We start from the raw sequence: 14,624 nt of genomic DNA on the forward strand, positions 1-14,624 counted from the left end.
CGCCGTCATCGCCCGCGAAGGCGGGCGATCCAGTACGCCGCGGCTTCTCTGTTTACGACCGCTGTCTCTGGAATACTGGATCCCCCGCTTTCGCGGGGGATGACGCTGAGATTGTTGCAACGACCATCGCTAGCGCGACAGCTACATCATCCCGCTCTCTTCCTCTTCCGCCTGCTCGATCAGCTCTTCGCTCACCACGACCTCGCGCCGCGGTACGACGAAGATCATGGTGGAGGCGCACAGCAGCGAGATCGCTGTTATGGCCGAGGTCAGTGGCAGCGTCGTCGCGGAGTGGCCGCCGAGATAGGCGCCGAACTGCGATACCAGCGAGCCGATGCCCTGCTGCAGGAAGCCCATCGCGCCTGACGCAGTGCCGGCGGCTTCGGGACGGACGCTGATGGCGCCGGCGGCCGAGTTCGCCATCACGAAGGCATTGCCGACCATCACGATCATCTGCGTGCCGAACAGCCAGCTTGGTGCCTCATTCCAGCCCGTGAGGCTCCAGACAAGGTTCAGGACGCTGCCGCTGAGTTGCAGCGCGAGCCCGAACCAGATCAGCTTCTCCAGCGAATGCCGCGGCGCAAAGCGCACGCAGAGGAGATTGCCAACCAGATACGCAAACGCCGTGGTCGCGAACCACGCGCCATATTCGGCGCTGCTGCGGCCCATCTGCGTGACCACGATGTAGGGACCGCCGCCGGCGAAGGTGAAGATGATCTGCGAAGCCAGCACCTGGCACAGCACATAGCCCACGAAGGCGCGATTGCGGATGAGGCTGCCGACGTCGCCGCGAAAGCCGCTGCCGGCGGCGCGGGCGCGGCGCGTCTCGGGCAGCGCCAGCGCGATGCCGACAGCGACTATAAGCGCGCCTCCAGTGATGGCGTAGAAGATCGCGCGCCAGCCAAACGCGGTCTCGATCAGGCCGCCGGTCAGGGGCGAGAGCATTTGCGCGATCATCATGACGGCGATGACGAGGCTGATCATCGCGCCGACGCGCTCGCGCTCGTAGAGGTCGCGGATGATGGCGCGGCTCACCACCATGCCGGTGGCGCCGCCCAGCGCCTGGAAGAAGCGTGCGGCGATCAGTTGCGGCAGGTTGTCCGCGAAGATGCAGGCAATGCTCGCACCGACCATCAGCGCCAGCCCTGCGAGCAGCACCGGCCGCCGGCCGAACCGGTCCGACAGTGGTCCCATGATGATCTGCGAGCAGGCGATGCCGACCATGTAGAGCGACACCGTCATCTGCGCGACGGAGATGTCGCGACCGAACGTCGTCGCCAGCACCGGCAGTGCCGGAACCAGCATGTAGAGCGAGATTGGCGCGACGCCGGTCATGGCGACGAGCAACATCAGCATCACGCGCGAGGTCGCGAGGTTCTGTTGCGCCGAGAGCGTCGGCTTGCCCATCATGCCATGCATGGATCGACACTAGCCGCATCGCGGGACCAGCGAATACGGATGTTTCGGCATGCGGCCATGCGCGATGCTGGCACCGCAAATTTACTGTCACCAGACACAGCGCGGCCGCCACAAAGCAGGTGTCATCGCCCGGCTCGACCGGGCGATCCAGTACGCCGCGGCTTCTCCGTATACGACTGCTGTCTCTGGAATACTGGATTCCCCGCCTTCGCGGGGAATGACGGCGGAGGTCGGGGCGAGAGCGTTGCGCTGAACGCGAGAATGCTATGCAGCGCTACGTCAGCTCCGCCGTCGCCTCATCGAGCCACGCCTTGGTGGCCTCATCGAGCGCCAGCCGCACTTCGGCCCTGACGCGGGCGTGGTAGGCGTTGAGCCAGTCGCGCTCATCCGTGCTGAGCATTGCCACATCGATCAGGCGGCGGTCGATCGGCGCGAGCGTCAGCGTCTCGAAGGCGTTCATCGGCTTCTCGGCGCCCGCGATGTCGGCGGCAACCACGAGCTCGAGATTCTCGATGCGGATGCCAAAACCGTCGGTCTTGTAGTAGCCGGGCTCGTTGGAGAGAATCATTCCGCGCTTGAGCGGCGTGGTGCCGAGCTTCGAAATCCGCGCAGGCCCCTCATGCACGGAGAGATAGCTGCCGACGCCGTGGCCGGTGCCGTGCTCGAAATCGACACCGGCGGCCCACAGATATTGCCGTGCCAGAGTGTCGAGCTGCGCGCCGGTGGTGCCGTCGGGAAACACCGCGCGCGCGATCGCGATATGGCCGCGCAGTACGCGCGTGAAGCGGTCGCGCATCTCCGCGGTGGGCTCGCCGACGGCCATTGTGCGCGTGACGTCGGTGGTGCCGTCCTCGTACTGCGCGCCGGAATCGATCAAGAGCAGATCGCCGCGCGCGATCCGCCGGTTGCTTTTGCGGGTGACGCGGTAATGCACGATGGCGCCGTTCGGGCCCGTGCCGGAAATGGTCGGGAACGATACGTCCTTCAGTGCGCCGGTGTCACGGCGGAACGTCTCCAGCGCCTCCACCGCGTCGATCTCGGTCAGCTTGCCCGAGGGTGCCTCGCGATCGACCCATGCGAGGAAGCGGGCCAGCGCCACCGCGTCACGCCGGTGCGCGGTCTTCGTCCCTGCGATCTCGGTGGCATTCTTGACTGCCTTCAGCAGCGTCACCGGATCGGCGCCGCGCAGCGGCTTGCCACCGCTGCTCGTGATCAGCCGGCTGAGCGCATCGGCGGCCGTCGCATTGTCCAGCGCGATCGCCGCGCCGCTCTTGGCGAGCGCCATCAGCGTCGGCGTCAACGCATCCGGCTCGCGCACGTCGGCGGATCGCTCGAGATGGTCGCGCGTCAGGTTGGAGAGCTTTCGGTGGTCGATGAACACGGTTGGCCGGCCGTCCTTCGGCACCAAGGCGTAGGACAGCGGCAAGGGCGTGTGCGCGACGTCGCCGCCACGGATGTTGAAGCTCCAGGCCACCGCATGGCTGTCGGACAGTACCAGCGCATCGGCGCCGAGCTTGCCGATCTCGCTACGGATCTGCGCGGCCTTCTCCGCCTCCGCGATCCCCGCATGTTGCAGGGCGTGAATCACGACCGGCGCGATTGGCGCGGGCGGCCGGTCGTGCCACACGGCATCGACCGGGTTCGAGTCGACCGCCACCAGCTCGGCGCCGGCCTTGGCGCAGGCGGCGGACAGGCGTTCGGCTGCCGCAAAGGTGTGCAGCCACGGGTCAAAGCCTAGGCGGTCGCCCGCCTTCAGATGCACGGAGAGCCAGGTTTCCGGTGGCGGTTCGATCAGCGACTCGACGGCCCAGGCCTTTGTGTCGACCTGCTTGGCCGCTTGCAGCGTATAGCGGCCGTCGACGAACACCGCGGCCTCCTGCGGCAGCACGACCGCCAGTCCCGCCGAGCCCGTGAAGCCGGTGAGCCAGGCCAGCCGCTCCTCCGACGGCGCCACATATTCATTCTGCTGCTGGTCGGCGCGCGGAATGACGAAGCCGGTCAGCTTGCGGCGGGCGAGTTCTTCGCGAAGTGCCGCAAGGCGCGCGCTCAATGCGACGCCGGCTTCCGGCTCCTCGAATGTCTGGAAATGAGCTTCGAACATGCTGTGACTATCTTAGGGTGATGGGGATTGCTCCGCAATGTGGACGCAATCGTTGTGCATTGGCATAGACCGTGCTTGCGAAGTTCCATTCGCGTCGAGTGGAGCAAAGGATGCGGCTTTTGCGCTTCGTCCGGGTAACAGGGCAAAACGAGCAAGTGGTTCATCTCAACGGCGAGGGGACACACGATGCCTGCGTTCACGTTTGAAAAGATCTCGCCTCCGGTCCGCCGTGGACCGTCCTCCCCCGAGCCAGAGAAGCCACGCGGCGTCCTCTACCAGATGATCGACCGCTTCGCCGAGCGCCGCGCCAGGCGGATCTTGCGTGAGGAGCGCGCGCCCGTCCGCCGCGACGACAAGGTGGCGGAGTAGCTAGGGCAGCATCGACGACTGCGTAGGGGGGCAAAGCGACTTGTCCGCCGTAGCTCGAAGAGCGAAGGCGGAAGCGTGCCCACCACTTTCATCGCCAGGTGTGGATCGATGGTGGGCACGGCGCGCGAAGAGCGCGCCTTTACGCACCCTTGTAACAGCACCTCACCCGACCCGTCGCAGCAACAGGCTGCTCCAGCCCTCGATCCGCAAGTGTCGTATGGGCACGAGGCCGCGCGCGCGGTAGGCGGCGATCACGGCAGGGGCCTGGGGCGTCAGGAGGCCCGATAGGATGACGTGCGCCCTCGGCGCAAGGTGCCGCTTCATGGGACCTGCCAACTGCCGCAGGGGGTTGGCGAGGATGTTGGCCAGCACCAGGTCGAACGGTCCCCACGCGCCAAAATCGGGCGCGGCAAAGCCGGTGGCGCGGATCGCATGCACGTGGTGACCGGTCTCGTTCAGGCCAGCGTTCTCGCGGGCCACGCGCACCGAGGGCAGATCGATGTCGCTCGCCAGCACCGCGCGATGCAGCGCCTTGGCCGCCGCGATCGCCAGCACGCCGGTCCCGGTACCGAGGTCGAGCACGCGCTTCGGCCTAGAACCTTTCAAGATATGGTCAAGCGACAGTAAACAGCCGCGCGTCGTGCCGTGATGGCCGGTGCCGAAAGCCAGCGCCGCCTCGATCTCGATGGCGAGCTTGTTCGGCGGCACACGGTCGCGGTCATGGCTGCCGTGGACGACGAAGCGTCCGGCCGGAACGGGCACGAGGTCTTCTAGGCTCGCCTTGACCCAATCCCTGGCCTCGACGCTGTCGAACACCAGCGTGTCCGCGATCCGGCTACCTGCCGTTTCAGCGATGATTCCCCTCAGGAAATCCTGATCCGGCGCATCCGCGAAGTGCAGCGTGACGTCCCAGCGCCCATCGGGCTGCTCGAATGCCGCGACCGCCGCGTCGCCATCGAAAAAGATCTCGGTCAGGACATCGACAACGCGCTTGGCGGCGGCCTCGTCGCCGATCGCAAAGCTCGCGCGGTGGGTGGGTGAGGGGGGCATTTGCTTCAAATATACTCGCTCAATTCGGTCCAATTTGATGAGTTATCGCCTCGCATCATTCTCAAAACTTGTGCTTCCCGCGTTTATTCAACTTTAGGTTCCGCTCCGTAGATTACCGGATGTTGGGTGCAGCCAACGCAACTGGAAATTGGAGGCAAATCTTGAAGCGCATGGTTCAAAAGTTCTGGTCCGATGAGTCCGGCGCCACCGCGATCGAATACGGTCTGATCGCAGCCGGCATCGCCCTGGCGATCATTACCGTGGTCAACAGCCTGGGCACCAGCCTGAATGACAAGTTCGGTTCAGTTAGCAGCAACTTGAAGTAATTTCCGCCTCCCTTTTCCGAGCGGGGGCTATTGCATTGAAGACCACGACCGACGCCCGCGGGGGGAACGCCCCTTGCGGGCGAAGTCGTTTTTGGCGCGGCGGCGGTGCCCGGTAGTGTCTCTTTTTAAATCTGGCGGCCGATTTTTCTGATCCCATCGCGGGGGCTGTACAAGAAAGTGCAAGTCAATGACTAAACTGTTTCTCCTCCACCACGTCCATGAGTTCGACGACGGCCACGAAGAGATAAAGCTCATCGGGGTTTACAGCACCCGAACCAACGCCGAGGCAGCGCTGGCAGCCGTCCGCAATCAGCCGGGCTTTCGTGACGTTCCGGAGGGATTTACGATTGACGAATGCCTATTGGACCCAATGCGACCAGGATGGTCAGAGGGCTACGTGACGGCATTCCCAGACGGCACATTTTCAAACTGAGACCGATCCGGTGCTCACAGGCTTTCAGCCGTTAACCCAAGGACGATCCACCGGCTGGTCCACAGGGATATCCCGGCGTTGTCCCCAGGATATCCCCGGCATGGTCCCCAGGATTTCCCACGATCCTCGCGCTACCTGTCCCTGCGCGTCGGACAGGCCTGTGCACAGGCTATCCACACACCTATCCACGGCCAGCGAACAACGAGCGATGATCCTTCAGGATCGCCCGCGCCGCATTGTGGCCGGGGGCGCCGGTGACGCCGCCGCCGGGATGGGCGCCGGAGCCGCAGTGATAAAGGCCCTTCAGCGGCCCGCGATAGTCGGCGTGTCCCAGCATCGGGCGGGCCGAGAACAGCTGGTTCAGCGTCAGCGCGCCGTGGAAAATATCGCCGCCCAAGAGGCCGAATTGTCGCTCGAGATCGAGCGGGGACAGGATCTGGCGGCCGAGCACGAGGCCTGCAAAGCCCGGTGCATATTCGTCCACCGTCGCGATCATGAGGTCGGCGACCTCCTCGCGGTGGTCGTCCCACGATTTGCCATCGGGCAGCTCCGGCGCGACGTGTTGGCAGAACAGGCTCGCGACGTGTTTTCCTTCGGGCGCGAGCGAATCGTCGAGCGTCGAGGGGATCAGCATCTCCACCACGGGTGAGCTGCTCCAGCCCTGCGCGCGCGCGTCGAGATAGGCGCGGTCCATGTAGCCAAGGCTCGGCGCGATGATGATGCCGGAGGTCAGATGATCGCCGTCGCCAGGGAGCGCCGTGAAAGACGGCAGGCGGTCGAGCGCGACATTCATGCGGAAGGTGCCGGAGCCGTTCTTCCAGTGCCGGATGCGGGCGAGGAAGTCGGCAGGGACGGCGTCCGCCGCGACGAGGCGCGTGTAGAGCAGTTTTGGGTTGACGTTCGAGACAACGTATTTTGCGCGGATGCTCTCGCCGCTTTCGAGCACGACGCCGACAGCGCGATCGCGCTCGACGATCACCTCGCGCACGCCGGCGTCCGTTTGAATCGCAACGCCTTGGTCGCGCGCGGCGCGCGCCATGGCCTGCGTGATCGCGCCCATGCCGCCGATGGCATGGCCCCAGACGCCCTTTTTGCCGTTCACCTCGCCAAAGGCGTGGTGCAGCATCACGTAGGCCGAGCCCGCCGCATAGGGGCTCGCGTAATTGCCGACGATGGCGTCGAAGCCGAACAGCGCCTTGACGAGATCGTGCTCGAAGCGCTCGTCCACCATCTCGCCGGCCGAGCGCGTGAACAGGTCGAGCAGGCTGCGGCTCTGCTCCAGCGTGAGCTTGCGCAGGATGTTGGCGCTTTGCAGCGCGTTGACACTCTCGCGGATCGCGCCCGCGCCAAAGCTCTCCACGAGGTTCGGCGGCGCGCGCAGCACGAACTGGCGCAGCACGTCGGCGATGGCCTCGAGCTCGCGCGAAAAGCCGTCGAGCGCCTCGGCATCATGCGCGCTGAGCCGGGCCACGTGCTCCTTTGTTCGTCCCTCGCCGGTGAGGAGATAACTGCCATCGGGCGCGGGCAAAAAGTTCTGCGCGCGGCGCTCGACGACGCGTAGGCCGTGCTCGGCCAGCTTCAAGTCGCGGATGACCTGCGGATTGAGCAGGCTCACAGTATAGGCGGCGACCGAATTCTTGAAACCGGGGTGGAACTCCTCGGTCACCGCGGCCCCGCCGACCACCTTGCGCCGCTCGACCACCTTCACCCGCAGCCCCGCCATTGCGAGATAGGCCGCGCAGGTGAGGCCGTTATGGCCAGCGCCGATGATGACGACGTCGGTTTCGGTCATGAAAGGTTCAACATTCTCGACTGTTGCCGCAGAGGCGGTCCCGGAAATGACGTCTGTATATCAGGCATTCCCTGTCGCGACAGTCCCACCATTTATTGCCCGTTCATGCGCCTTGTGCTCCATTGCGCGCGTCCGGCGGCCGCCGGGGTTTTGCCGGAGCTTTCATGGATTCGATCGTGCCTCCCGCCGTCACCGAGCAGCCGTCCGCCTCGCGCAACCGGCTGGTGCTGACGGTCTACACCGCCGCGATCTTCGTCAGCGCGCTGCTGCTGTTCTCGGTGCAGCCGCTGTTCACGAAAATGGTGCTGCCGCGGCTCGGCGGCTCGCCGGCAGTGTGGTCGGTGGCGATGGTTTTCTTCCAGTCGTTGCTGCTCGCGGGCTACGCCTATGCGCATTTCCTGATGCAGATCAGGAACCGCGCGATTCCGGTCGCCATCCATCTCGTGCTGCTGGTCGTGGCCTTGCTGACGCTGCCGCTCGGGATCGCGCATTCGTTCGGTGAGCCGCCGACCTCGGGCTATGCGTTCTGGCTGCTCGGCCTGTTTGCGGTGTCGATCGGGCTGCCGTTCTTCGCGCTCGCGGCCAACAATCCGCTGCTGCAGGCCTGGTTCGTCCGCACCGGCCACCCGGATGGCCCCGATCCCTATTTCCTCTACTCCGCCTCCAACATCGGCAGCTTCCTCGCGCTGTTGTCCTATCCGGTGCTGCTGGAGCCGGTGTTCACGCTGCGCACGCAGAACATGCTCTGGACCGCCGGCTATGGATTATTGATCCTGCTGATCGCCGGCTGTGGCGTGCTGCTGCTGCGCTCGCCGGCTCTCGCTGCGGCCGACGCGCGGACCGAGGACACGAGCTCGCCGGCGCCGAGCTGGCTCGTTCGCGCACGCTGGATCTTCCTTGCCGCGGTACCCTCCGGCCTTCTGATCGCGGTGACCGCGCACATCTCGACCGACGTTGCCGCCGCGCCGCTGCTCTGGGTGGTGCCGCTGTCGCTTTACCTCTTGACCTGGGTGCTGGTGTTCCAGTCGCGGCCGCTGTTGCCGCACAAATGGATGCTGATGCTCCAGCCACTCGCCATTGCCGGCACCGTGATCCTGCTGGCTTTCGGCGGCGAGCAGAACCTCCTGCTGACGCTGGGCGGCCACCAGCTCTGCTTCTTTGTCATCGCGATGGCCTGCCATGGCGAATTGGCGCGCACGCGGCCGGCCGCGAAATATCTCACCGGCTTCTATGTCGCGCTGTCGTTCGGCGGCATGGTCGGCGGCCTGTTCGCAGGCCTCGTCGCGCCTTTCACTTTCTCCTGGATCGCCGAATATCCGATCCTGATCGCACTTGCCGCGCTATGCCGGCCATCGGCGGGCGAGCGGCTTGCCCCGGTCATGAAGTGGTACTGGCTCGTGCTCGCCGCGCTCGCGATCGCGCTGGTGGCGCCGTCCTATTCAACCGGCCAAATCCCAGAGCAGGTCACGACCTGGTTCGAGGATCACCGCGTCTGGATCGCCGGTGGCGTCGGCCTGCTCGCAGCGCTTCTGGCGCTCGCGCTCAATGCCAACCGCTGGAAGATCTTTGCAACGATCGTGCTCGCGCTGGCGCTGACCCGCGTCTATCCGGCGGACGAGGGTCGTGTCGTCACCATTCGCAGCTTCTTCGGCGTGCACAAGATCGTGGTGACGCCTGGCGGCTACTTCCACGTGCTGATGCACGGCACCACGATCCACGGCGCCGAGCGCTTCCTCAACAATGACGGCACGCCGGTCGAGGGGCGGCCCGAGCCGATCACCTACTACCACAAGGACGGCGGCATCGGTCAGGCCATCACCGCCATACGCGAGCGCAAGGGCGCGCCGCTCAAGGTTGCCGCCATCGGCGTCGGCTCCGGCACGCTCGTCTGCGCCGCCGAACCCGGTGAAAGCTGGAAGTTCTTCGAGATCGACCAGACCATGGTCGATACAGCAAGCGATCCCAAATATTTCCGCTACATCTCGAGCTGCGCGCCGGGCCTGAAGCCAGTGATCGGCGATGCGCGCCTGACCTTCGCCAAGGAGCCCGACGGTCTCTACGACCTCATCATCGTCGACGCCTACTCCTCGGACGCGATCCCGATCCACCTTGCGACCGAAGAAGCGATGAAGATCTACAAGGACAAGCTCGCCCCGCATGGCGCGGTCGTGATGCACGTCTCCAACCGCCATCTCGACCTCGAGCCGGTCGTAGTCGGCATTGCCGATGCCAACGATCTCAAGAGCTGGGTCTACAACGAGGATTCCGGGCGCGACGCCGACTACATCTTCTCGACCGACGTCGTGGTCTCTGCGCGCGAGGAAGCCGATGTCGGCAAGCTCGCCTCCTCCAAGCAATGGGAGGAGATCGAGGCCGACGACAAGGTGCGGGTGTGGACCGACGACTACTCCAACATCATCGGCGCGCTGTATCGGCGCCTGCGGGATGGGGAGTAACGCTGTTGGGAGAGTAGAACATCTCGTGTCCCGGACGCGGCGCGGCATGAAATGACGCGACGCAGAGCCGGGACCCATATAGGCCCCGGCTCTGCAGCGCACCGCTACGCGCTGCGCCGCGTCCGGGACACGAGATCATCTGCGATTCACGGACTGACCGGCGTGCCCGCGGGCAGCGCGATGCCTTTATCGCCGGCGACCTGCCGCAACAGGTCGGGGCGATCGGAGATGATGCCGTCGACGCCGATCTCCATCATCCGCGCCATGTCGTCCGCCTTGTTGACGGTCCAGACCACGACGCGCAGGCCGAGCTCGTGGGCTTCCGTGACCAGCGCGGCGTTCACGTCGCCGAAATAGGGTGACCAGACCGCGCCGCCGGCCGCCTTGATCGTGCGCGGCAGCGAGCCGCCGTGATCGGCCGGATTGAAGCCGGCTGTCCAGTTGGTCGCCGCGTCGAGCGCGATGGTCGGCGCTTTGCCCTGCTGCAGCGTCAGGTAGACCGTCGGAATTTGCGGCGCCTGCTTTTGGACCAGAAGCAGCGTCCGCCAGTCGAAGGACTGGATCATGACGCGGCCCGAAAACCCCGCAGCGTCGATGACGCCGAGGAGCCGCGCGGCGAAAGCTTGCGGATCGAGCGACTCGCCCGGATGGTTCGGATCGATCTTGGTCTCGATGTTGAAGCGCACGCGCGTGTTGCCGGATTTTTCGACCAGCGCGAACAACTCCTTCAGCGTGGGAATGCGCGTTCCCGGTACCGCGCGCTGCTCGGGAAACTGCTTGGCATAAGCGCTGTCGGGGCGGATCTGGCCGACGTCATACGTCCTGACCTCGTCGAGACGCAGTTTGACGAACGGCGTGCCGGGCGCGGCGGCATAGCCGCCCGCGGCGTCGCGCGCGAGATCCGGATTGAGGCCGCGCTCATGCGACACGACGACCTCACCGTCTGCGGTGATGCCGACGTCGAGCTCCAGCGTGTCGACGCCCATCGACAGCGCGTTGGCAAAGGCGGGCAGGGTGTTTTCCGGCAGCAGCGCGCGCCCGCCGCGATGCGCTTCGAGATCGAAGGCCATGACCTCTCCGGCAATGAGACAACAGAAAGCTGACAGGATCGCGACAACAGGGGATGGAATGGCAGGGCTCATGGCGTGGTTCGCGTTTGCTGGCCATTCTAGGTCAGCGTTTTCGTGGTTCGAATCATATTCAGGTGGCCTCGGCGAGCTTGTAGGACCAGGTGTGGACGACAGGATACCGATTGACGTCGTCGATGCCGGCCATGATGCGCTCCTTGAGTTCGTGTTTTGAGGTCACCCGGATATGGCGCAGGACGGAACGAGCGAATTTGGAGAAGAAGCCTTCAATGAGGTTGAGCCAGGAGCCGTGCTTGGGCGTGAACGTAAACTCGAAGCGGCCTGCCGCTCGTGTATCGAGCCAGGCTCTGGTTTCTTTCGAGATGTGTGCGGAGTGATTGTCGAGAATCAACTTGATCGCGGTACCGGCCGGATAGGCAGCATCGATAAGTTTGAGGAATTCGATGAACTCGCGGCTGCGGTGGCGGTCTTTGACGAGAGCGTGGACCTTCCCTGTCAGCAGATCAATTCCAGCCAACAAGCTGAGCGTGCCATGACGTCTATACTCAAAATCGCGCGCAAAGGCCGGATAGACGCCTGGCACGGGCGGCAAATCCGGAGCCGTCGTCGCGATCGCCTGGATTCCAGGCTTCTCATCGTAGGAGATGATTGCTACCCGCTTGCCCGATTTCTTCGACCTGGCGGCGCCCTTCTTCAGGACCTGGACCTCGCGATAGACACACAAGACCTCCGCCATTTTCTGCTCGAACTCGGCATCGCGACGTTCCAGATAGTAGCGTACCTTGTGCGGCTTAATTTCCTCTTGGCCGAGAATCTTGCACACCGTGCCCTGGACCAGGTTGGCAAGGCATTGGTGTCCCGCCGACGGGCCATGTTCACGCGCATGGCGTGCCAGCAGCCGCGTCGTCCACAGCTCATGCGCGTAGCCGTGCTCCTTGGCTTTGTCGCACGCCAAAGACACCAGCCAGGCCTTGGCCTCCGCCGTGATCACCGGCTCCTTGCCCGGTCGCGGTCGGTCGTCGAGTGCGGCCAGCGCACCATTGGCTACCGCCCGCTCGATGCAGCGCTGAACCGTCTGATGATGCACACCAAGTCTTCGTCCCACGGCAAAGAACGACGGGTTCTCGCGATAGGCCAGCAGCATTGCTGCCCGCGACACCCGGCTCGCCGACTCGGTTCGAGACCGCGAAAGAGCCGTCAACGTTTCAACTTCCTTCTCAGTCATCGCCAACTCGACTGCTTGCCGCCATGTTGCCATGATACCAACCCTCGTTCGGACAATCCCAAAACGAGGAATCCACGAACACACTTCCAGTTCCGTGCCGGTTTCATGGAATCGGTCGTCTAGCTCTATCCGTGTGCCTCCGGTCATTTCAAGGGCGATCATGCCCCCTGGGCTTGCGCGTTCGTCGCATTGGCGTCGCGCAGGCGCGCGCGGACGAACGCAAAGGCGGCGTCGTAGGCGGCGGCGTCGCCAAAGCTTCGGTCCGGGATCGCCACTGCCGAGCGGGGCGTGATCCACATCAGAAGAAGGCTCCTCTCGCGGGTGCACTGACGGATCCGGGTCCATTCGTATCTGTACTGGGCCCCCGTGGCCGTCACGGTAAGCCCGGTCAGGTCGAGTTCGAGCGTGCTGAATTCCCTGGGGGTCGCCATCGATTCGAAATATCGTCTTCTGAAGATGCGGTGCGCGACGGAGCTCCCGATGATGGCGGCGAGCATGCCAAGTGTGAAGGCGTAAAGGCTGTAAGATCCGATCATCTCGATCGCTTCGGTGTCGAGCTGACGGCCAGCAGCCTGCCGTCGGAATAGCAATGCGACGGGGATTGCGCCGAACCCGGCTGCAGCCCAAGCTGTGACTCCCAACCAGCTCCTGTTGCGCCGCCCTATGACCGCCGCGTGGCGGGCGTAGTCGTCGGCGGTCATGTTGAATTTCAGTGTGATACGATCGGGGGCAGGGTCGCTCATCGCCAGATTGCCGTTCATCTCCGCAGGCTTCTTGCGGTAGCCACCGTATGACGCCGGCAACTCCTCTCGGGTTCACGGCATGAGGCACTAATTCTGATGGTAGTTGCCGCGCGAGCCGGTTGCCTGCGCCTTCGTCGACGCAGGGTGCAAGGCGATTGAACGCGGCACTGCCGCGTTCAGATAGCGCCGGCGATCCTCAGCCGTCAGTTCTGGTAATTGTAGTAGGTGCGCGGCTGATAGTACTGGCGGGGCTGCTGCTGATAATAGCCCTGCTGGCCGTAGCTCGGATCGTAAGTCTGGTACTGCCGCTGCTGCTGATAGACCTGCGGCTGATAGACCTGTGCGTCATAGACCTGGCGCGAGCTGCGCGGCGCCGGATAGCGCGCGCCGGTGTCGGTGCCGTCGGCCGGATAGATGTAGCCGTCGTCCTGCGGCATCGCGCGGCGGCCGGGCTGCATCTGCGGTGTCAGGTCGACGGGCTCGCCGGCCGCGCTGTACTGGTCACCGTATGGCTGCGCCGCGCGCGCCACCGCGCTGGTGCCGCGGCCGCGCGGATTGCGCATCAAGGCCACCTGCGCCGAACCGGTCAGCGTCACCGTGGTGTTGAGCACGCCCTGCTCCTGGACCAGAGCGTAGAGCGTCGAGGCGTTCTCGCGCGACAGCCGCACGCAGCCATGGGACGCCGGCGTGCCGAGCCGGCCGACCGAGTCGGTGCCGTGGATCGCATGCCCGATCTTGGTGAAGAAGATCGAATGAGGCATCGGCGCGTCGTCGAACTCCTTGGAGTAGTGATCCTCTTCCATGCGGAAGGCACGGAAGCTGCCGTTCGGCGTCTCGCGGGAGGGGATGCCGGTCGAAACCGGCCAGCGATAGCGCGCGACGCCGTCGACCGCGACGGTCATCCGCTGATTGTCCTTGTCGATGGTGATGTCGACCTTGGCTTGCGCGGTGCCCGCGCTGAAAAGCATCAATGAGACGATTGTAACAAATAAAGTACGCATTTTACTTCCGGCCTCCGGCCTGTTCGCGCAAGTGCCGCGGCTGTCCGTCCCCCGGCGTGTACTATGCCCGCAATCAGGTTTCGGTTCCAGTGGCCCGTCTTGGCCATCGTTAACTTGGCGCCGGGCGTAAGCAAGGCTGCTTCATCACGAATCCGCGCGTGCGGTGCTGACATTTTCGCGAGCGCGACGCGTCGCCAATTCGTCACGGCTGCGCAACCATTTGGCCGCAGCAGCGTTTCAGACTGCCTGCCTTCACCGGCCAACTCGCCGGTCCATCCGCTGGGATATTGAGATGAACAAAGCTCGCTTAACCGCGGCCGCGTTGCCGGCCAGTGTGCCTTTCCGCCTGCTTTTTGCCGCGAGCCTCCTGCTTGCGCTCGTGGCGCTGCCGCGGCCCGGACACACTCAGGGCATCGTGCGCGGCGCCCAGGAAGGTGCCTATGAAGGCAACCGCGTCGCCGGGCCCGTCGGCGGCGTGGTCGGAGGCGCGGTCGGGGCCGGTGTTGGCGGCGCCGTGGGCGCGGTCGAGGGCGTGTTCGGCATTCCTCATCACGGCTGGCGCCATCGCTGCCGCGGCTACTATGACGGGTACCACCACTTCCATTGTTACAGGTGACGGCT

The 14,624-nt window shown here is 64.7% G+C and carries 13 protein-coding genes; 5 read left to right on the forward strand and 8 right to left on the reverse strand.

From position 1 onward, the window contains the following. Nucleotides 1-141: 141 nt before the first annotated feature. Both NLN62_RS29620 and NLN62_RS29625 read right to left on the reverse strand, forming a co-directional pair. Complete coding sequence (locus NLN62_RS29620; RefSeq protein ID WP_027522334.1) at nt 142-1,419, reverse strand: multidrug effflux MFS transporter; 1,278 nt, start codon at nt 1,417-1,419, stop codon at nt 142-144. A gap of 274 nt (nt 1,420-1,693) precedes the next feature. Then, nucleotides 1,694-3,520 carry an aminopeptidase P family protein gene (locus tag NLN62_RS29625; protein ID WP_027522333.1) on the reverse strand — a complete coding sequence of 609 codons (1,827 nt, stop codon included), beginning with the start codon at nt 3,518-3,520 and terminating at the stop codon, nt 1,694-1,696. A 186-nt stretch (nt 3,521-3,706) separates the two neighbouring features. Here NLN62_RS29625 and NLN62_RS29630 point away from each other — a divergent pair, with 186 nt between their 5' ends. Continuing rightward, nucleotides 3,707-3,889, forward strand: coding sequence for a hypothetical protein (locus tag NLN62_RS29630; RefSeq protein ID WP_254111186.1), 183 nt, complete (start codon nt 3,707-3,709; stop codon nt 3,887-3,889). 162 nt (nt 3,890-4,051) lie between these two features. Here NLN62_RS29630 and NLN62_RS29635 read toward each other — a convergent pair whose 3' ends face one another. Further along, on the reverse strand, nt 4,052-4,939 hold the full coding sequence (locus NLN62_RS29635; protein ID WP_254111187.1) for a 50S ribosomal protein L11 methyltransferase: 888 nt from the start codon (nt 4,937-4,939) through the stop codon (nt 4,052-4,054). A gap of 170 nt (nt 4,940-5,109) precedes the next feature. Between NLN62_RS29635 and NLN62_RS29640 the strand changes: the two genes are divergently transcribed. Then, the gene (locus tag NLN62_RS29640; protein WP_156944231.1) at nt 5,110-5,265 is read left to right on the forward strand and encodes a Flp family type IVb pilin; all 156 of its coding nucleotides are present in this window, start codon (nt 5,110-5,112) and stop codon (nt 5,263-5,265) included. Nucleotides 5,266-5,452: 187 nt separating this feature from the next. Further along, nucleotides 5,453-5,698, forward strand: a complete 246-nt coding sequence (locus tag NLN62_RS29645) for a hypothetical protein (protein WP_027522329.1) — start codon at nt 5,453-5,455, stop codon at nt 5,696-5,698. Nucleotides 5,699-5,879: 181 nt separating this feature from the next. Here NLN62_RS29645 and NLN62_RS29650 read toward each other — a convergent pair whose 3' ends face one another. Further along, nucleotides 5,880-7,490 carry an NAD(P)/FAD-dependent oxidoreductase gene (locus NLN62_RS29650; protein ID WP_254111188.1) on the reverse strand — a complete coding sequence of 537 codons (1,611 nt, stop codon included), beginning with the start codon at nt 7,488-7,490 and terminating at the stop codon, nt 5,880-5,882. Nucleotides 7,491-7,654: 164 nt separating this feature from the next. Between NLN62_RS29650 and NLN62_RS29655 the strand changes: the two genes are divergently transcribed. Further along, a complete protein-coding gene (locus NLN62_RS29655; RefSeq protein WP_254111189.1) occupies nt 7,655-9,946 on the forward strand; it encodes a spermidine synthase in 2,292 nt (763 codons plus the stop codon). A gap of 146 nt (nt 9,947-10,092) precedes the next feature. Here NLN62_RS29655 and NLN62_RS29660 read toward each other — a convergent pair whose 3' ends face one another. The 4 genes from NLN62_RS29660 to NLN62_RS29675 all read right to left on the reverse strand — a co-directional run bounded on the left by NLN62_RS29660 (nt 10,093) and on the right by NLN62_RS29675 (nt 14,003). Then, entirely contained in the window at nt 10,093-11,016 is a 924-nt protein-coding gene (locus NLN62_RS29660; protein WP_254111190.1) for a glycerophosphodiester phosphodiesterase, read from the reverse strand. Between the two features lie 130 nt (nt 11,017-11,146). Beyond that, on the reverse strand, nt 11,147-12,259 hold the full coding sequence (locus NLN62_RS29665) for an IS630 family transposase (RefSeq protein ID WP_254107580.1): 1,113 nt from the start codon (nt 12,257-12,259) through the stop codon (nt 11,147-11,149). Nucleotides 12,260-12,417: 158 nt separating this feature from the next. Further along, the gene (locus NLN62_RS29670) at nt 12,418-13,020 is read right to left on the reverse strand and encodes a hypothetical protein (protein ID WP_254111191.1); all 603 of its coding nucleotides are present in this window, start codon (nt 13,018-13,020) and stop codon (nt 12,418-12,420) included. A 185-nt stretch (nt 13,021-13,205) separates the two neighbouring features. Further along, a complete protein-coding gene (locus tag NLN62_RS29675) occupies nt 13,206-14,003 on the reverse strand; it encodes a L,D-transpeptidase (RefSeq protein WP_027522324.1) in 798 nt (265 codons plus the stop codon). Between the two features lie 292 nt (nt 14,004-14,295). Here NLN62_RS29675 and NLN62_RS29680 point away from each other — a divergent pair, with 292 nt between their 5' ends. Continuing rightward, nucleotides 14,296-14,619, forward strand: a complete 324-nt coding sequence (locus NLN62_RS29680; RefSeq protein ID WP_027522323.1) for a hypothetical protein — start codon at nt 14,296-14,298, stop codon at nt 14,617-14,619. Nucleotides 14,620-14,624: the final 5 nt, after the last annotated feature.

The sequence above is a fragment of the Bradyrhizobium sp. CCGUVB23 genome, assembly GCF_024199885.1.
GTDB lineage: Bacteria > Pseudomonadota > Alphaproteobacteria > Rhizobiales > Xanthobacteraceae > Bradyrhizobium.